12 protein-coding genes are annotated in these 19,140 nt (G+C 73.6%); 5 read left to right on the forward strand and 7 right to left on the reverse strand.

Annotation, left to right across the window (positions count from 1 at the left end; genetic code table 11):
• Positions 1-361 precede the first annotated feature (361 nt).
• Entirely contained in the window at positions 362-2,980 is a 2,619-nt protein-coding gene (locus Sdi02f_RS11605) for a glycosyltransferase family 1 protein (protein WP_031086178.1), read from the forward strand.
• Positions 2,981-3,025: 45 nt separating this feature from the next.
• Here the strand turns inward: Sdi02f_RS11605 and Sdi02f_RS11610 are convergent, their stop codons facing one another.
• The 7 genes from Sdi02f_RS11610 to Sdi02f_RS11640 all read right to left on the reverse strand — a co-directional run bounded on the left by Sdi02f_RS11610 (position 3,026) and on the right by Sdi02f_RS11640 (position 15,299).
• A complete protein-coding gene (locus tag Sdi02f_RS11610) occupies positions 3,026-3,535 on the reverse strand; it encodes a DUF1990 domain-containing protein (RefSeq protein WP_030402452.1) in 510 nt (169 codons plus the stop codon).
• A gap of 71 nt (positions 3,536-3,606) precedes the next feature.
• Complete coding sequence (locus Sdi02f_RS11615; RefSeq protein ID WP_108933203.1) at positions 3,607-5,256, reverse strand: M4 family metallopeptidase; 1,650 nt, start codon at positions 5,254-5,256, stop codon at positions 3,607-3,609.
• 330 nt (positions 5,257-5,586) lie between these two features.
• Positions 5,587-7,626 (reverse strand): M4 family metallopeptidase, encoded by a 2,040-nt coding sequence (locus Sdi02f_RS11620; RefSeq protein ID WP_055469363.1) that lies wholly within the window; start codon positions 7,624-7,626, stop codon positions 5,587-5,589.
• A gap of 293 nt (positions 7,627-7,919) precedes the next feature.
• Positions 7,920-9,677, reverse strand: coding sequence for an ABC transporter ATP-binding protein (locus Sdi02f_RS11625; RefSeq protein ID WP_030402449.1), 1,758 nt, complete (start codon positions 9,675-9,677; stop codon positions 7,920-7,922).
• Positions 9,674-11,539, reverse strand: a complete 1,866-nt coding sequence (locus tag Sdi02f_RS11630) for an ABC transporter transmembrane domain-containing protein (protein ID WP_079007736.1) — start codon at positions 11,537-11,539, stop codon at positions 9,674-9,676. Before Sdi02f_RS11630 ends, Sdi02f_RS11625 begins: the two co-directional genes overlap by 4 nt.
• Positions 11,536-13,416 (reverse strand): ABC transporter ATP-binding protein, encoded by a 1,881-nt coding sequence (locus Sdi02f_RS11635; protein WP_108933204.1) that lies wholly within the window; start codon positions 13,414-13,416, stop codon positions 11,536-11,538. The genes Sdi02f_RS11630 and Sdi02f_RS11635 overlap by 4 nt, the downstream gene beginning before the upstream one ends.
• Positions 13,413-15,299 carry an ABC transporter ATP-binding protein gene (locus Sdi02f_RS11640; RefSeq protein WP_108933205.1) on the reverse strand — a complete coding sequence of 629 codons (1,887 nt, stop codon included), beginning with the start codon at positions 15,297-15,299 and terminating at the stop codon, positions 13,413-13,415. Before Sdi02f_RS11640 ends, Sdi02f_RS11635 begins: the two co-directional genes overlap by 4 nt.
• Before the next feature lie 189 nt (positions 15,300-15,488).
• Between Sdi02f_RS11640 and Sdi02f_RS11645 the strand changes: the two genes are divergently transcribed.
• Genes Sdi02f_RS11645 through Sdi02f_RS11660 form a run of 4 tightly spaced genes read left to right on the forward strand, consistent with a single transcriptional unit; the run spans position 15,489 to position 19,126 of the window.
• Entirely contained in the window at positions 15,489-16,391 is a 903-nt protein-coding gene (locus Sdi02f_RS11645; protein WP_108933206.1) for an ABC transporter ATP-binding protein, read from the forward strand.
• Entirely contained in the window at positions 16,388-17,137 is a 750-nt protein-coding gene (locus Sdi02f_RS11650) for an ABC transporter permease (protein ID WP_030402444.1), read from the forward strand. Before Sdi02f_RS11645 ends, Sdi02f_RS11650 begins: the two co-directional genes overlap by 4 nt.
• 38 nt (positions 17,138-17,175) lie before the next feature.
• A complete protein-coding gene (locus Sdi02f_RS11655; RefSeq protein ID WP_108933207.1) occupies positions 17,176-18,447 on the forward strand; it encodes a sensor histidine kinase in 1,272 nt (423 codons plus the stop codon).
• Positions 18,437-19,126: a response regulator gene (locus Sdi02f_RS11660; protein WP_031185440.1), complete on the forward strand. Its 690-nt coding sequence runs from the start codon at positions 18,437-18,439 to the stop codon at positions 19,124-19,126. The genes Sdi02f_RS11655 and Sdi02f_RS11660 overlap by 11 nt, the downstream gene beginning before the upstream one ends.
• Positions 19,127-19,140: the final 14 nt, after the last annotated feature.

Genomic DNA, 19,140 nt, shown 5'->3' on the forward strand with positions numbered 1-19,140 from the left:
TGTCCGCGTCAACTGGGTGGGCGGATGACTTCTGGGGAGGTGGGTCCTGCGAGGTGCGTGCGGGGCGTACCGCAGGAGCCTTCCCACACTCTTCCGGTGGGCAATCCGGCGCTTTGTTAACTACCGGCGCGTATGTCGACAACACGACACACGCGGCGATCTGACCGTCGCTTTCCCGGATGCCGCTCCCGCAATCAGCGTTCGTCGCGACATGTGCAGCTTTCCTCGCGGAGCGAAGCATCACAAGAAGGCCGACGGGGAAAGATCCGGCCATATCGACACGCCGAGTGCGTCAGTTCCTGTCCGGCGCATCAGGGCGAAGGCCCCAACAAGGGACACATCGCGCGGTAACGTCGTGAGGGTGAAGGCGATCCGTCGACTGACCGTCCGTCCCGTTCTCCCCGACCCCCTCCGGCCGCTCAGTGATCTGGCCCGCAATCTGCGCTGGTCCTGGCACCCGGAGACCCGCGACCTCTTCCAGTCCGTCGACCCCGAGTGCTGGACCGCGTCCGGCCGCGACCCGGTACGGCTGCTCGGCACCGTCCGCCCCGCGCGCCTCGCGGAGCTGGCCGAGGACCGGAGCTTCCTGCGCCGGCTGACCGCGGCGGCCGACGACCTCGACCACTACATGACCGGCGACCGCTGGTACCAGGCCCAGCCCGGCCGGCTCCCGGCCGCCGTCGCCTACTTCTCGCCCGAGTTCGGCATCACCGCCGCGCTGCCCCAGTACTCCGGCGGCCTCGGCATCCTGGCCGGCGACCACCTCAAGGCCGCCAGCGACCTGGGCGTGCCGCTCGTCGGCGTGGGCCTGCTCTACCGCCACGGGTACTTCCGCCAGTCCCTCTCCCGGGACGGCTGGCAGCAGGAGCACTACCCCGTCCTCGACCCCCACGAGCTGCCGCTGGCCCCCCTGAAGGAGGCCGACGGCACCCCGGCCCACGTCGCCCTGGCGCTGCCCGGCGGCCGGGAGCTGCGGGCCCGCGTCTGGCTGGCCCAGGTCGGCCGGGTGCCCCTGCTGCTGCTCGACTCCGACGTCGAGGAGAACGACCCCGGCGAACGCGGTGTCACCGACCGGCTCTACGGCGGCGGCAGCGAGCACCGGCTCCTCCAGGAGATGCTGCTCGGCATAGGAGGTGTCCGGGCGGTGCGCACGTACTGCCGGCTCACCGGCCACGCCGCGCCGGAGGTGTTCCACACCAACGAGGGCCACGCCGGCTTCCTCGGACTGGAACGCATCGCCGAACTGTGCGACGAGGGCCTGGAGTTCGGCGCGGCGCTGGAGGCGGTGCGGGCGGGCACCGTCTTCACCACCCACACCCCCGTCCCGGCCGGCATCGACCGCTTCGACCGCGAGCTGGTCGCCCGCCACTTCGGCCCCGACTCCGAACTCCCGCGCATCGACGTCGAACGCGTCCTCCGGCTCGGCATGGAGACCTATCCCGGCGGCGAACCGAACCTCTTCAACATGGCCGTGATGGGCCTCAGGCTCGCCCAGCGCGCCAACGGGGTCTCGCTGCTGCACGGCGGGGTCAGCCGGGGGATGTTCGCCGGACTGTGGCCCGGCTTCGACGCCGACGAGGTGCCCATCACCTCCGTCACCAACGGCGTGCACGCCCCGACCTGGGTGGCACCCGAGGTGTTCCGGCTCGGTGCCCGGCAGATCGGTGTGCAGCGGGCCGAGGACGCGCTGGCCGTCGGCGGCTCGGACCGCTGGGACTCGGTCGCCGACATCCCCGACCAGGACATCTGGGAGCTGCGCCGCACCCTGCGCGCCCAGCTCGTCGACGAGGTGCGCGAGCGGCTGCGCGCCTCCTGGCGGCAGCGCGGCGCCGGGGCGGCCGAACTGGGCTGGATCGACGACGTCCTGGACCCCGACGTGCTCACCATCGGCTTCGCGCGGCGCGTCCCGTCGTACAAGCGGCTCACGCTGATGCTGCGCGACCGGGAGCGGCTGACGGAGCTGCTGCTGCATCCCGAGCGGCCGGTCCAGATCGTCGTCGCGGGCAAGGCGCACCCGGCGGACGACGGCGGCAAGCGGCTCGTGCAGGAGCTGGTGCGGTTCGCGGACGACCCGCGGGTGCGGCACCGCATCGTGTTCCTGCCGGACTACGGCATGGCGATGGCCCAGAAGCTCTACCCGGGCTGCGACATCTGGCTGAACAACCCGCTGCGGCCCCTGGAGGCATGCGGCACCTCCGGCATGAAGGCGGCGCTCAACGGCTGCCTCAACCTGTCGGTGCTCGACGGCTGGTGGGACGAGTGGTACCAGCCCGACTTCGGCTGGGCGATCCCCACCGCCGACGGCATCGGCACCGACCCGGACCGGCGCGACGCCATGGAGGCCAACGCCCTCTACGACCTGCTGGAGCAGCGGATCACCCCGCGCTTCTACGAGCGGGGCGCGAGCGGGCTGCCCGACCGGTGGCTGGAGATGGTCCGCAGGACCCTGAGCCTGCTCGGCCCGAAGGTGCTGGCCGGCCGCATGGTCCGCGAGTACGTCGAACGGCTCTACACCCCCGCCGCCGAGGCGCACCGCGCGATGGACCGGGACTCCGCGCGGGGGCTGGCCGAGTGGAAGGCGCGGGTGCGGGCGGCCTGGCCCGGCGTCAGCGTCGACCACGTGGAGACGTCCGCCGCCACCGCCAGCGCCGAACTGGGCACCACGCTCGTCCTGCGGGTGCGGGTCAAGCTCGGCGACCTCGCGCCGGAGGACGTGGAGGTGCAGGCGGTCTCCGGCCGGGTGGACTCCGAGGACCGGATCACCGACGCGGCGAAGGTGCCGCTGAAACCGGTGGGCGGCCCCGACCTGGAGGGCCGCTGGGCCTACGAGGGCCCGCTCGCCCTGGACCGCACCGGGCCCTTCGGCTACACGGTCCGCGTCCTGCCCGCGCACCGGCTGCTCGCCTCCGGCGTGGAGACGGGCCTGGTCGCGGTGCCCTCGGGCGACCTGGTGGCGGCGGGGGGGCCGGTGATGCGGTGAGCGAGAGGCGGCGGGGCGGGCCCGGTCCTCGGTCCGGTCCTCGGCTCAGTCCTCCTCGTCGCCGCCGCTCAGCCGCCTGAGGACGGTGCCGCAGCGCCGCGCGTAGGCGTGCTGGAAGGCGCGGGCGGCCGGTCCGCCGGCCTTGGCGTACCACTTGGCCGGGCGGCTGAAGGCGTGCACGGTCAGCCAGACCGTCCCGTCGCCCGTGCGGTCCACCACGAAGGCCTCCTCGCCGGACTCGGGGTGGCCGGGCAGCGTGCCGTAGGCCCAGCCGGCCCGGCGGGGCTCCTCCAGGGTCCACACCACCCGGCAGGGCGCCTTGATCATGCCGGCGAGGGTGACGGTGACGTCGACACCCGGTGCGGCACGCTCGGCGCTCGCCTCGATGCCGACGCCCATCTCCCGGTGCATCTCCCAGGTGAGCACGGCCTCGGCCGCCCGCCGGAAGACCGGCTCGCCCTCCCCGAGGCGGGTGCGTACGTGCAGGGGGCGGAAGCCGGGCGGGCAGTGGTCCTGCTCGCGGGTGGCGCCGACGTCGTCGTACGTGAAGGACATGGGCACCAAGGGTAGGGCGGCACCCGGGAACCGCTGGTTCCGGGTGCCGCCGGCCGGGTCGGTCGGGTCGGTCAGCTCACGTTGATCGCGGTCCAGGCCGCGGCCACCGTCTTGTACTCGGTGCTGGAGGAGCCGTAGAGGTCGGAGGCCGCGTTCAGGGTCGCCGTGCGGGCGGCCTTGTAGTTGGTCGTCGACGTCATGTACGTGGTCAGCGCCTTGTACCAGATCTGCAGGGCCTTGGCGCGGCCGATGCCGGTGACGGTGGAGCCGTCGGAGGTCGGGGAGTTGTAGCTCACCCCGTCGACCGTCCGCGCCCCGCTGCCCTCGGCCAGCAGGAAGAAGAAGTGGTTGGCCGGACCGGACGAGTAGTGCACGTCGACGCCGCCGAGGCCGGAGGACCAGTAGTCCTTGGACGCGCCGTCCTTGCTGGGCTTGTCCATGTAGCGCAGCGGGGTGCCGTCGCCGTTGATGTCGATCTTCTCGCCGATGAGGTAGTCGCCCTTGTCGGCGGAGCTGTTCGCGAAGTACTCCACGCCGGTGCCGAAGATGTCCGACGTCGCCTCGTTGAGGCCGCCGGACTCGCCGCTGTAGTTGAGGCCCGCGGTGTGGGAGGTGACGCCGTGGCTCATCTCGTGCCCGGCCACGTCCAGCGAGGTCAGCGGGTTGGTGTTGCCGGAGCCGTCGCCGTAGGTCATGCAGAAGCAGCTGTCCTGCCAGAAGGCGTTGACGTAGTTGTTGCCGTAGTGGACGCGGGAGTAGGCGGCCTTGCCGTCGTTCTTGATGCCGTTGCGGCCGAAGGTCTGCTTGTAGAAGTCCCAGGTGACCTGGGCCCCGTAGGCGGCGTCGACGGCGGCGGTCTGGTCCTGCGGGTCGCTGGAGGCGGCGCCGGTGCCCCAGACGTCGTCGGCGTCGGTGAACAGGGTGCCGGTGCCGGAGGTCTTGCGGGCCAGGTTGTACGTCTTGTGGCCGCCGCGCCCGGTGTCGTAGAGCTGGTACGAGGAGCCGGACTTGGTGGTGCCGAGGGTGACCGTGCCCGAGTACAGGCTCTTGCCCGAGCCGGTCTCGACGCCCTGGTACTCGTACAGCTGGGCGCCGGTGGCGGCGTCGGTGATGACGTGCAGTTCGTTGGGGGTGCCGTCGTCCTGGAGGCCGCCGACCACGGTCTCGTAGGCGAGGACGGGCTTGCCCTGGGCGGCCCAGATCACCTTGCGGGGCGCGGAGTCGGCCGCGGTCCGCGACGAACCGGCGTCCTCGGCGGCGGACAGCGCCTGCTGCTCGGCCCTGGCCGCCCCGACCTTCGGCGTCACCGTGGCCACCTTGATGGCGGCCCCGGTCGCCTTGGTGACACCTCTGGTGGCGCCGGACTCCGCCCGGTGCACGACGAGGTCGCCGCCGAGGACGGGCAGGCCGTCGTAGGTGCGCTCGTAGCGGGTGTGCACGCTGCCGTCGCGGTCCTTGACCACGTCCTTGACGACGAGCTTCTCCTTGGCACCGAGGCCCAGCTCCCGGGCGGCGTCGGCCGCGCCGGCCTGCTGTTCCTGTATGAGCGCGGTGCGGGCGGTGTCCGACAGCAGGACCGGGGCGGCCGGCAGCGCGGACGGGGCGGTGCTGTCGGCGGCGGCGCTGCCCGCGGTGAGGCCGGTGGTGAGCATCGCCCCGGCGGCGACCGCGGTGGCGAGGGCCAGGGTGGTGCGCTTGTGGCGCGCGAAGAGGGAAGACACACAAGCTCCTTCGGTGGGGGATCCGGTCGGCGTGGGGTGTCCGGCCGGTTGCTGCGAAGTTGTGCGGCGGGTGACGGAAGACTGACACCGAAGGCGCGTACATGTCAGGAGGGCGGGATGATGTTGGCCGAAAACCGACGCCGGAACCTGGAGGGCGGACCTGTGAAGGCCGCGTGACCTCGGTAAAGCGGCAACAAGGCGGGCGTAAGTGCTTGGCAAAAACGGGGGGATGACGCGTGCTCGGAGGACATGGGGAGGGCGCCGCCCCGGAGGAGTCGAACCTCCGGAGCGGCGCCCTGGTCGGGGGTGGTGCGCCCGGGGCCGGCCGGCCTACGGGAAGGTCAGCCGCCAGGCGTCGATGTAACCGGTGTCCGACGGGCCCTGGTCCTGGACGCGGAGCTTCCAGGTGCCGTTGGCCGCCTCGGAGGAGGCGTTGACGGTGTAGGTCTCGTGCACGTCCGCCGCCGGGTCGTAGCCGCTGTTCTTCAGGCGGTACGCCGTGCCGTCGGGAGCCACCAGGTCGATCCGCAGGTCACCGCGCCAGCTGTGCACGATGTCCACGCCCACCTGGAGGTTGCTCGGCGCGTTGCCGGTGCGCCCGGAGACCGTGATGGACGAGGTGACCGCCGACCCGTAGTCGGGGATGGTCACGTTCGCGGTGTTCTCGAAGGTGCTGCCGCCCCCGGGCTCGCCGCCGCCGGGCCGCGGGCCGACGTTGATGCCCGCCCACGCGTTCGCCACCGCGGTGTACTCGGCGCTGTCGGTGCCGTACAGCTCACCGGCCGCCGCGAGGGTGCCGGTGCGGGCGCCCGCGTAGTTGGTGGTCGACGTGAACTTGGTGGTCAGCGCGCGGAACCAGATCTTCTCCGCCTTGGCGCGGCCGATGCCGGTGACCGGGAGGCCGTCCGAGGTGGGCGAGTCGTAGGTGACACCGTTGACGGTCTTGGTGCCGCTGCCCTCGCTCAGCAGGTAGAAGAAGTGGTTGGCCGGGCCGGACGAGTAGTGCACGTCCACCCCGCCGATCCCCGAGTACCAGTAGTCCTTGGACGCGCCGTCCTTGCTGGGCTTGTCCATGTAGCGCAGCGGGGTGCCGTCGCCGTTGATGTCGATCTCCTCGCCGATGAGGTAGTCACCGACGTCGGAGGAGTTGTTGGCGTAGAACTCGACCGCGGTCGCGAAGATGTCGGACGTGGCCTCGTTCAGACCGCCCGACTCGCCGGAGTAGTTGAGCCCCGCGGTGACGGAGGTGACGCCGTGGCTCATCTCGTGCGCCGCCACGTCGATGGAGGTCAGCGGGTTGGCGTTGCCGGAGCCGTCGCCGTAGGTCATGCAGAAGCAGCTGTCCTGCCAGAAGGCGTTGACGTAGTTGTTGCCGTAGTGCACGCGGGAGTAGGCGCCCACGCCGTCGCCGCGGATGCCGGAGCGGCCGTGCACGTTCTTGTAGTAGTCCCACGTCAGCGCGGCGCCGTAGTGGGCGTCGGCGGCGGCGGTCTCCGCGTTGGACGCGCTGCCGTTGCCCCACACGTCGTCGGGGCCCGTGAAGAGCGTCCCCGTGCCCGAGGTGCCGCGGTTGAGGTTGTACGTCTTGTGGTTGCCGCGCGCCGTGTCGGTCAGCGTGTACGAGGACCCCGACTGCGCGGTGCCCAGCGTGACCGTGCCGCTGTAGAGGGTGTTGCCGGTGCCGTTCTCGACGGCCTGGTACTCGTACAGCTTGGCGCCGGTGGCGGCGTCGGTGACGACGTGCAGCTCGTTCGGGGTGCCGTCCTCCTGGAGGCCGCCCACGACCGTCTCGTACGCCAGGACCGGCGTGCCGTTCGCGGCCCAGATCACCTTGCGCGGGGCGCGGTCGGCGTCCGGCTGCTCGGCGCCGGCGGCCTTCGCGGCCGACACCGCCTGCGACTCGGCCTTCGCGGCGGAGATCTTCGGTGTCACGGTGGCCGGCCGGATCGCCTTCGGCGTGGCCTTGACGACCTGCTCGGTCCGGCCCGCGTCACTGGCCACCACGAGGTCGCCGCCGAGGACGGGCAGGCCGTCGTAGGTGCGCTCGTAGCGGGTGTGCACGGTGCCGTCGCGGTCCTGCGCCACGTCCCGGACGACGAGCTGCTCCTTGGCGCCCAGGCCGAGGTCGTCGGCGGTCTTCGCCTTGGTGGCGTTGGCGTCCCGGATCAGCTCGGCGCGCTGGGCCGGGCTGAGTTTCACCAGCTCGCTGCCCTTGGCGGGGGACGGCTCGGGGGCGGCGGTGGCGGTGCCGGACTGGACCGCCGTGGCGATCAGCGCCGCGACACCGGCCAGCGCGACGGCCGCGGCACGCCGGTGCGTGGCGCGGCGGGAGGTGTGGGAGGTGCGTCTGTGGGGAGTACTGCTGCTCAACACTGACTCCTTCTGCGTGGCCGCGGGTCGCGCGGCCAGGGAGACCGGCCGGCGGGTGGCCGGCCGGGCGGAACTGTGCGGTACGCAGAGAACGCGTGCTAGGAGCTGGCCGCCGCACGGCGCTCGTGGGGAAGCTGTGGGGGCGCTGTGAAGGGGCCGACGGAAGACTGGCAGGAGGAAGCGCCACTTGTCAGGAGCGCGTCATCAAGTTGGCTGGAAATGGTTCGTTGACCGGGCGTTCACGTTCGATAAACGGAATCGTCGCCTTTCGGGACCGGTTACTGTCCCGTCGGTCAGTAACCGGCGGACGGCCCGCCGTGCCAGGAGCCCCACAGGGCCGCGTACGCCCCGCCCGCCGCCACCAGGTCGTGGTGCGTGCCCAGCTCGGTCAGCAGACCGTCCTCCATCACCGCCACCCGGTCGGCGTCGTGCGCGGTGTGCAGGCGGTGCGCGATGGCGATGACCGTACGGCCCTTCAGTACGGCGGCCAGCGCCTGCTCCGTGTGCCGGGCCGTCGTCGGGTCCAGCAGGGCGGTGGCCTCGTCCAGGATCAGGGTGTGCGGGTCGGCCAGCACCACCCGGGCCAGCGCGAGCTGCTGGGCCTGCGAACCGTCCGTGGAGTGCGCGTCCTCTCCCGCCCCCAGCTCGGCGCCGAGGCCGCCGGGCAGCTCCCGCACCCAGTCCTCGGCGCCGACCGCGGCGAGCGCCGCCCACAACTCCTCGTCCGTGGCGGCCGGTTCGGCGATGAGGAGATTGTCGCGGACCGTGCCCAGGAACACGTGGTGCTCCTGGGTGACCAGCACCACCTGACGGCGCAGCCGCTCCGGGCCCAGGGCGACCACGGGCACCCCGCCCACCGTCACCGAACCCCCCGTCGGCGCGTCGACCCCGGCCAGCAGCCGGCTCAGCGTGGTCTTGCCGGCCCCCGAGGGACCGACCACCGCCAGCCGCTCGCCCGGCCGCACGGTCAGGTCCACCCCGCGCAGCACCTCGCCTCCCCGGTCGTAGGCGTACCGCGCGCCGGAGACGTCGATACGGTCGTCCGCCGGGACCGCCGACTCGTCCGCCGACGCCCGCGGCGCCCCCGCCAGCCCCTCCACCCGGGCGAACGAGGCGGAACCGGCCTGCAGTTGCTCGACCCGCATCAGCACCTCGTCCAGCGGCCCGGCCAACTGCTGGAGGTACACCGCGCAGGACACCACGGCGCCGAGACCCAGCGACCCGTGCGCGTGCAGGGCCCCGCCGAGCAGCAGCACGCCCGCCACGGGAAGGACGTAGGAGACGTCCACGGCCGGGAAGAACACACACCGCAGGAACAGCGTGCGGAACCGTGCGCGCCGCGAGACCTCCAGCGCCTCGCGGTTCGTCGCCACACGCCATCCGGCCAGCCCGAAGGCCTCGACCGTGCGCGCCCCCGACACCGTGGCCGCCAGGCTCTCCGCGACGTCCGAGTTGGCCGCGCCCTCGGCGAGGTAGGCGGTCCGCGCCCGGCGCAGGTACCAGCGCAGCGCCAGCCAGGCCGGCGTCAGCCCCAGCACCCCGACCAGGCCCAGCAACGGGTCCAGCACGAACACCGCGGCGGTGAGGAAGAGCGCCTGCACCGTGCTGATCAGCAACTCGGGACCGGCGTCGCGCAGCGTCGTGCCGACGGCGGTCACGTCGGCGGTGCCGCGGGTCGTCAGGTCCCCGGTGCCCGCCCGCTCCACCACCGACGCGGGCAGCGCCAGCGCCCGGTCCACGTACCGCTCGCGCACCCGGGCGAGCGTCCGTTCCCCGAACCGGTGCCCCACGTACCGCGCCCAGCGGGCCAGCAGCAACTGCGTGCCCGAGCACACCACGATGGCGAGGGCCATCCGGTCCACCGCGCCGACCCCGCCGCCGTCGCGCACCTCGTCGACGATCCGGCCCAGCAGCCACGGACCCGCGAGACCGGCCAGCGCGGCCAGCGCGTTGAGCCCGAGGACGACGGCGAAGGACCCGAGGTCGGCGCGCACCAGGGCGGCCGCGGCGCGGCGGACTTCGGCGCGTTCGGCGACGGGGAGCTGCGTCATCGGGTGGGCTCCCCTTCCACGGGGCGTTCGGGGCGTTCGGCGGGTGGGGTGAGCCGGGTGCGTTCGGCCTCCCCGGCGTCTCGCGCGACCAGGGCCCGGTACTCCGGTTCCGTGTCCAGGAGTGCGCGGTGGGTGCCGGTGGCGGCGACCTTGCCGTCGACCAGGTGGTGCACGACGTCCGCGCGGTCGAGGAGGAGCGGTGAGGTGACGGCCAGCACGGTGGTGCGGCCCTCGCGGGCCCTCTTGAGGCGGTCGGCCACGGTGGCCTCCGTGTGGGCGTCCAGGGCGGAGGTGGGTTCGGCGGCGAGGAGGACCTCGGGGTCGGCGAGGAGGGCACGGGCCAGGCGGATGCGTTGGCGTTGCCCCCCGGACAGGTCCCGGGCCTGGGCCGCGACCGGGGTGTCGAGGCCGTCGGGCAGGCCCCGCACGATGTCGTCTGCCGCGGCCGCGTGGACGGCCCGTGCGAGGTGCGCCGACTCGTCCGCCTCGACGGGCGGTCCGTCGGGTGCGGGTCCGCCGGGGCTCGTCGCGCCCGCGCGGCGCAGCCGCACGTCGACACCGCCCGTGCCCCCCGGGCCGGTTCGCCGAGCGCCCATCACTTCCCTCAGGGTGCCTGCGAAGAGGTCCGCCTCCGGGGTCGCGACCAGGATGCGGGAGCGGATCTGGGGGAGGGGGATCTCCGCCAGGGGGGTGTCTCCCCACGTCGCGTCGGACGGCGCGTAGCGCCCCAGGCGGTCCAGGATCTCGCTGGTGTCGGACGGGCGCGAGGCGACCAGGGCGGTCAGGCGGCCGGGGAGCACCCGGACTCCCGAGGCCGGGTCGTACAGCACCGCGGGCTCCGCGGGGGCCTCCCGGGTGCCCTCGTCCGGTTCCGGCTCCAGGCGCAGGAAGGCGACGACCCGGCGGGCGGCCACCACGCCGCGGCTGAGCTGGTGGCCCATCTCGATGAGGAACGCCACCGGCCAGCCCAGCGCGACCACGAAGCCGTACACCGACACCAGCTCGCCCACGCTGATCCGCCCCTGCACGGCCAGCCGGGCGCCCAGCCAGGTCACCAGGGCCAGGAACAGCATCGGCAGCCCCACCCCGAGCGCCTGGATCCAGCTGGTCACCGCGCCGACCCGGTACCCCTGCTCGCGCAGCCTGCCCGAGTCCCGGCGGAAGGCGTCGGCGACCAGGCCCTTGCCGCCCAGCCCGTTCAGCACCCGCAGCCCGCCCGCCAGGTCGCCGATCCGCGCGGTCAGGACGGACTGCCGCTCCCGGTACTCGGTCTCCCTGCCCTGCAGACGGCCCATCAGCGGACCGAGGGCCACCGCGAGCAGCGGCACCCCGAGCAGCACCACCAGGGCGAGCCGGGCCGACACCGACAGCATCAGTCCGCCGACCACCGCGTAGGCGACGACCGCCCCGACGCCCGGCCCCACGGCCGTCAGGGAGGCGCTGATGGTCTGCACGTCGCCCACCCCGATGGTGACGACCTCGCCGGTCCCCACCTGGGTGCGCAGCGCCGCACCGAGCCGGGTCGCGTGGCCGACGACCGCCTTGACGGTGCGGAAGTTGGCGTCCATCCGCACCTTCGTCATCGTGCGGTGCCGCAGCACGCCCAGCCAGGCGTTGACCGCGCCGACGGCGACCATGGCGCCCGTCCAGCCCGCCAGCGCGCCGAGGTCACCGGGCTCCAGACCGTGGTCGACGGCCCGGGCCATCAGGTACGGCGTCGCCGCCAGCAGCACCATCCAGCCGCTGGCGAGCACCGCCCCCGCCAGACACCGCGGCCACTGCCGCCGGACCAGCCACGCCAGGTAGTGCCAGCCGCCCCGGCGGTCCGGCGTCCCCGGGTCCTCGTACGCGTCGACCCTCACGTCAGGCTGTCCCGCCACGCCCGGTGCAGGTCGGCGAACCGGCCCGTGCCGGCGATCAGTTCGTCCGGGGGGCCGTCCTCGACGATGCGGCCGTGCTCCATCACCAGCACCCGGTCGGCGATCTCCACGGTGGACAGGCGGTGCGCGATCACCACCGCGGTACGGCCCTTCAGCACCGTCGCCATGGCCCGCTGCACCGCCCGCTCCCCGGGGATGTCCAGCGAACTGGTCGCCTCGTCCAGGATCAGCACCGCCGGGTCCGCGAGCAGTGCCCGCGCGAACGCCACGAGCTGCCGCTGACCGGCGGAGATGCGGCCGCCCCGCTTGCGCACGTCGGTGTCGTAGCCGTCGGGCAGCGCGACGATGAAGTCGTGGGCGCCGATCGCCTTCGCGGCCCGCTCGATCTCCTCCCGCGTCGCCTCCGGACGGCCGATGGCGATGTTGTCGGCGACCGTGCCGGAGAACAGGAACGCCTCCTGCGTCACCATCACCACCCCGCGCCGCAGTTCCGGCACGGCCAGGTCGCGCAGGTCGGTGCCGTCCAGCAGGACCCGCCCGGCGGAGGGGTCGTAGAACCGGGCCAGCAGCTTGGCCAGCGTCGACTTGCCCGCACCGGTCGAACCCACGACGGCGACCGTCTGACCGGCCGGGAGCGTCAGCTCGAAGCGGGGCAGCACCTCGCCGCCGGTGCGGTAGCCGAAGCTCACCGACTCGAAGACGACCTCACGTCCGGGCAGCTCCGACGCCGGCGGCGGCAGCTCCTTCGGCGCGGCCGGCTCGGGCACCGACGGCGTCTGGGCCAGCAGCCCGGCGATCTTCTCCAGCGAGGCCGCCGCCGACTGGTAGGAGTTCAGGAACATGCCGAGCCGGTCGATCGGGTCGTACAGACGGCGCAGGTACAGCACCGCCGCCGCCAGCACACCGAGGGCCAGGGTGCCGTCGGCGACCCGGTAGGCGCCCCACAGCACGATCCCCGCGACGGCCGTGTTGGCGACCAGCCGCGACCCGACGACGTAACGGGCCATCTCCAGCAGCGCGTCGCCGTTGGTCCGCTCGTGGCGCCCGTTCAGGGCGGCGAAGTCGGCGTCGTTGGCGTCCTCCCGGCGGAAGGCGCGCACCGGCCGGATGCCGTTCATCGTCTCCACGAACTTCACGATCACCGCCGCGATCGCCGTGGACCGCTGCCGGTACACGCGCCCCGCACGCCGCTGGTAGAGCCGCACCAGCCCGTACAGCGGCACGAACGACGCCACCGCGACGGCGCCCAGGCCCAGGTCCAGCCAGAGCAGCAGCGCGGCGATGTAGACGAAGGACAGGACGACCGTCACCAGCTCCTGCAGGCCCTCGTCGAGCAGCTCGCGCAGGGCCTCCACGTCCGTGGTCGAACGGGAGATGAGGCGGCCGGAGGTGTAGCGCTCGTGGAAGTCGACGCTCAGCGCCTGCGCGTGCCGGAAGATCCGCCCGCGCAGGTCGAGCAGCGCGTCCTGGTTGACCCGGGCCGCGGCGGCGATGAAGGCGTACTGCAGCCCGCCCGCGGCCAGCGAGCACAGCAGGTAGCCGGCGCCGACCGCGATCAGCGGACCGTGGTCGTCGTCCCGCAGGGCGGGTACGGCGTGGTCGATGGCGTACGCCACCAGCAGCGGGCCCGCCTGCACCGCCGCCTGCTGGAGCAGCAGGAGGAGGACGGTGAGGACGACGCGGCCCCTCATCGGCGCCAGCAGGGAGCGCAGCAGGGCGCCGGTCGCACCCGGCGGGCTGGGCAGGACGTCCTCGTCGAACGAGGTGTCGTCGGCGGCGGTGCCGCTCCCGGCCGGGTTTTTGGAGCCGGGGTCCTCCGGCCGGTCCCGGTCCGGCGCGGTGGCCGTGGGCGCGGTCATCGGCCGTCCCCTTCCTGGAAGCCCTCGGCATTGACGTGCCCGTCGAGCCCGGACATCAGGTGGGCGTACTCGGGGCTGGTGCGCAGCAGTTCGTGATGGGTGCCCACGGCGGCGATGCGGCCCTCGGAGAGCAGGGCGACGCGGTCGGCGAGCAGGACGGTGGAGGGGCGGTGGGCCACGATCAGCGCGGTGGTGTCCGCGAGGACGTCCCGCAGGGCGGCCTCCACGGCGGCCTCCGTGTGCACGTCCAGGGCGGACAGCGGGTCGTCCAGGACGAGGAACCTGGGCCTGCCGACCACCGCCCGCGCGAGCGCGAGGCGCTGACGCTGGCCGCCGGACAGGCTCAGGCCCTGCTCGCCGACCTGGGTGCGGGTGCCCTCGGGGAGCCCGTGCACGAAGTCGGCCTGCGCGACGGCGAGCGCGCGGTCCAGTTCCTCGTCGCCGGCGTCCGGGCCGGCGCCCATCAGCACGTTCGCGCCGACGGTGGCCGAGAAGAGGGTGGGCTCCTCGAAGGCCACGGCGACCCTCGCGCGCAGTTCCTCGCGGGGCAGGGCGGTGATGTCCTCGCCGTCCAGCGTGATCCGGCCCCCGGTCACCTCGTGCAGGCGGGGGACGAGCGCGGTCAGCGTCGTCTTGCCGCTGCCGGTGGCACCGACGAGGGCCATGGACTCGCCGGGGCGGATGTGCAGGGTGACGTCCGTCAGGAGGGGCGGGGAGTCGGGGGCGGCGTCGGGATAACGGAACCGGACGTGCTCGAACCGCAGCCCGGCCGCCGGTGCGGGCAGCCGTGCCTCCCCCGGTGCCTGAACGGCCTGGGAGGTACTCCCACCGCCCGTCCGTGCCGCTCCGGCGGCACGGCTGCCCGCGGCGAGGCCCGATTCCACCTCCGCGTCCATCACCTCGAAGTACCGGTCCGTGGCCGTCGCCGCCTCCTGGCTCATCGCCAGCAGGAAGCCGATCGACTCCACCGGCCACCGCAGCGCCAGCGCCGTGGACAGGAACGCCACCAGCGTCCCCGCCGACAGCGCCCCGTCCGACACCTGCACCGCCCCGACGACCAGCGCCGCCCCGATCGCCACCTCCGGCAGCGTCACGATGACCGCCCAGATGGCCGCCAGCAGCCGCGCCTTGCGCAGCTCCGTGCCCCGCAGGGTGTGCGACAGCTCGTGGAAGGCGCGGGCCTGGCTGCGATGCCTGCCGAAGCCCTTGATGATCCGGATGCCGAGGACGCTCTCCTCGACCACGGTCGTCAGGTCCCCGACCTGGTCCTGTGCGCGCCGCGCCACCGCGGAGTACTTCTTCTCGAAGATCCCGCAGGTGATCATCACCGGGACGGCGGGCCCGAGGATGACCAGCCCCAGCGTCCAGTCCTGGACCAGCATGATGCCCACGCCGATCAGGATCGTGACGCCGTTGACCAGAAGGAACGTCAGGGGGAAGGCGAGGAACATGCGGAGCAGCATCAGGTCGGTCGTCCCGCGCGACAGCAACTGCCCCGAGGCCCAGCGGTCGTGGAAGGCCACCGGCAGCCGCTGCAGGTGCCGGTACAGATCCGCGCGCATGCCCGCCTCGACGCCCGCCAGCGGCCGGGCCACCAGCCACCGCCGCAGCCCGAACAGCAGCGCCTCCGCCACGCCGAGGAGCAGCAGGTACAGCGCCCCGAGCCACACGCCCGCCGGGTCGCCGTCGGCGACCGGCCCGTCCACCATCCACTTCAGGACGAGCGGGATCACCAGCCCGACGCAGGAGGCGAGGATCGCGATGACCGCGGCCGTGCCCAACCGCGCCCGTACCGGGCGTACATAGGGCCACAGCCGCAGCAGGGCACGTACGGTGGAACGCTGCTCGGCGGCGTCCGGGGCGGGGGCGGGTGTCGTGGGCATCAGCAGCGAGCCTACGGTTTGCCACTGACACTGCCCACCGGGTTTTCGAGCTCCCGGGGTCGTACGGAAGCCTCGCCGGGGTCGTGGGGAGCCCCGCCGGGGTCGTACGGCGCATCAACCGATCGGCTGATGCGCCTTCGAGCGCGTCGGCCGATGTGCCGGGACCCCGGCTGCCGGGACGCTGGTGCCATGCCCGTCATCGAAGTCACCGATCTGCGCAAGTCCTACGGCGGCCGGCCCGTCGTCGACGGTGTGTCCTTCGCCGTCGAGGAGGGCGAGATCTTCGGCGTCCTCGGCCCCAACGGGGCCGGCAAGACCACCACCGTCGAGTGCGTCGAGGGGCTGCGCGTCCCCGACGCCGGCCGGGTCCGGGTCACCGGGCTCGACCCCGTCGCCGACCACCGGCGGGTCGCCGAGGTCCTGGGCGCCCAGCTCCAGCAGAGCGAACTCCAGCCCAAGCTCACCGTCCGCGAGGCCCTGGAGCTGTACGCCGCCTTCTACCCGAAGCCCGCCGACTGGCGGCCGCTCGCCGAGCGCCTCGACCTCGCCCCGATGCTGGACACCCGCTTCGGCAAGCTCTCCGGCGGCCAGAAGCAGCGCCTGTTCATCGCGCTGGCGCTGGTCGGCGACCCCCGGGTCGTCGTCCTCGACGAGCTGACCACCGGCCTCGACCCGCGCGCCCGCCGGGAGACCTGGCAGCTCATCGAGGACATCCGCGCGGGCGGCGTCACCGTCCTCCTGGTCACCCACTTCATGGAGGAGGCCCAGCGGCTGTGCGACCGGATCGCGGTGATCGACCGGGGACGCGTCGCCGCCCTGGACACCCCGGCCGGACTGATCCGGCGTTCGGCGGGCGCCACCGTCATCAGCTTCACCCCCTCCGAGCCGCTGCGGGAGGCGGACCTGCGGGCGCTGCCCGAACTCGCCTCCGCCGAGTCCGAGGACGGCCGCGTCACCCTGTCCGGCACCGACGAGACGGTCAACGCCGTCATCACGCTGCTCGCCCGCACCCGCGTCACCGCCCACCAGCTCCGGGTCACCGACACCACCCTGGACGACGCCTTCCTGGACCTCACGGAGGCCACCGCATGACCACCGACGTCTTCGACACCGCCGTACTGCGGACCGAGGTGCGGCTGTTCCGCCGCGAACCCGGCGCTCTCTTCTGGATCCTGGCCTTCCCGACCCTGCTCCTGGTGATCCTCGGCTCCATCCCGTCCTTCCGCGAGGCGGACGCCTCCTTCGGCGGGCTGCGCCCGGTCGACGCGTACGTGCCGGTGGCCGTGCTCCTGGGCCTGACCGTGGGCGGCCTCCAGGGCATGCCCCAGGTCCTCACCGGCTACCGGGAGCGCGGCATCCTGCGCCGGATGTCCGCCACGCCGGTGCGTCCGGCGGCGCTGCTGTCCGCGCAGATGGTGGTGTGCGGCGGGGCCGCGCTGGTCTCGGCGCTCCTCGCGCTCGCCGTCGGCCGCCTCGCCTTCGACGTGGCGCTGCCCGGGCAGCCCGCCGGTTACCTCCTCGCGCTGCTGCTGGCCGTGCTCGCCGCGCTCTCCCTGGGGGCCGTGCTCTCCGCCCTGTCCCGCACCACGAAGATCGCCGGTGCGATCGGGTCGGCCGCGCTCTTCCCGGCGATGTTCTGCGCGGGCGTGTGGCTGCCGGTGCAGGCCATGCCGGACCTGCTGGCCCGGATCGTGGGCTGGACCCCGTTCGGCGCCGCCGCGCAGGCCCTCAACGAGGCCGCCGCCGGTCACTGGCCGGGCTGGTCCCACCTGGCGGTCCTGGTGGCCTGGACGGTGCTGCTCACGGGGGCGGCCTCGCGCTGGTTCCGCTGGGAGTGAGGGTGGGGAGAGGCGGCGCCGTGCCCGACAATGACGCCATGGACGCCGGGGACACGACGAAGGAGACGACAGCGGTCGACGAGCGCTGGGCGGCGTTCCACCGCTGGGGCCCCTACGCCCTGCTGGCCGTCGGGACCCTGGTCGCCTGGTCGGCCGCCGACGCGATCGGCATGACCGGCGGCGAACGCCGGGCGAGCGGCGCCCTGATCGGCGCGGCCGTCGTGCTCCAGCTGTGGTGGAACCGGGCGGCGCGCACCCGGCCCGGACCGACCCCGGCCGGCACCTGCTACTACGCCGTCCGCTGGGCCGTCGGGTTCGCCCTCACGTGGCTGAACCCGCTCTTCGCCTTCTACGCGGTCATCGGCTACTTCGGCGCCCAGCACCTGCTGCCGCGCCGGCTGTGCCGGGCCGGACTCTTCGCCACCGCCGTCACCCTCGCCGGTTCCCAGTCCGGCGGGCTGCCCCCCGACGGGGTCATGGGATGGGTGCTCTTCGGCGCGATCCTCACGGTCAACAGCATGCTGGTGGCCCTCTTCGCCCACTTCGCCACGCTGGAGGAGGCCCGCAGCCGGGCCCGCGTGGAGACCATCACCGAACTGGAGCGCACCAACACCGCCCTGCAGCAGGCCCTCGACGAGAACGCCGCGCTGCACGACCAGCTCCTCGTCCAGGCCCGGGAGGCCGGGGTCGCCGACGAACGCCGACGGCTGGCCGCCGAGATCCACGACACCCTCGCCCAGGGCCTGACCGGCATCATCGCCCAGCTCCAGGTCGTCGCGGCCACCCCGGACCAGGAGCTGGGCCGCGCGCACCTGGACCGGGCCCTCGCCCTGGCCCGGCACAGCCTCGGCGAGGCCCGCCGCTCCGTGCACAACCTCTCCCCGGTCGCGCTGGCCGACGACGGGCTGCCCGACGCGCTGAAGAAGACCGTCACGGAGTGGGGCGAACGCACCGGCGTCCAGGCCGGGTTCACCGTCACCGGGACCGCCGAGCACCTCCACGACGAGGTCGCCGCCACCCTCCTGCGCATCGCCCAGGAGGCCCTGTCCAACACGGCCCGGCACGCCGCCGCCGGCCGGGCCGGCGTCACCCTCTCCTACATGGGCGACGAGGTCACCCTCGACATCCGCGACGACGGCCGGGGCTTCGACCCCCTGGCGGCGCGAGCGCACACCCCCGCCGGCGGCTTCGGTCTCGACGGCATGCGGGCCCGCGCCGAGCGCATCGCCGGTTCCCTCACCGTGGAGGCGGAACCGGGACACGGCACGGCGGTCTCCGCTCGCGTACCGTTGGTCCGCCATGACCGATGACGCCACGCCCTCCGGCACCCCGGCCGATCACGCCGCCGGCCCCGACGCCGTGATCTCCCTCCTCGTCGTCGACGACCACCCCGTGGTCCGCGACGGGCTGCGCGGCATCTTCGAGTCCGCGCCCGGCTTCCGGGTCCTCGGCGAGGCGAGCGGCGGCGCCGAGGCGCTGGAGAGGGCCGCCGCGCTCGACCCCGACGTGATCCTCATGGACCTGCGGATGCCGGGCGGTTCGGGCGTCGACGCCATCCGCGAGCTGACCCGGCGCGGCGCCCGCGCGCGGGTGCTCGTGCTCACCACCTACGACACCGACTCCGACACCCTGCCCGCGATCGAGGCCGGCGCCACCGGCTACCTGCTCAAGGACGCGCCCCGCGACGACCTGTTCACCGCGGTCCGGGCGGCGGCCGAGGGGCGCACCGTCCTGTCCCCGGCCGTTGCCTCCCGGCTGGTCTCCGCCGTCCGCGCCCCCAGGACGCCCGGCGGCGAGCCCCTCTCCGCCCGCGAACGCGAGGTGCTCGCCCTGGTGGCGCGGGGCACCTCCAACAAGGAGATCGCCCGCGAGCTGTTCATCAGCGAGGCGACCGTCAAGACCCACCTCACCCACCTGTACGCCAAGCTCGGCGTGAACGACCGCGCGGCGGCCGTCGCGACGGCCTACGACCGGGGCATCCTGGGCTGACGCCCCGGCCCCCG

Origin of the sequence: Streptomyces ardesiacus (assembly GCF_003112575.1) — a bacterium.
Taxonomy (GTDB): domain Bacteria; phylum Actinomycetota; class Actinomycetes; order Streptomycetales; family Streptomycetaceae; genus Streptomyces; species Streptomyces ardesiacus.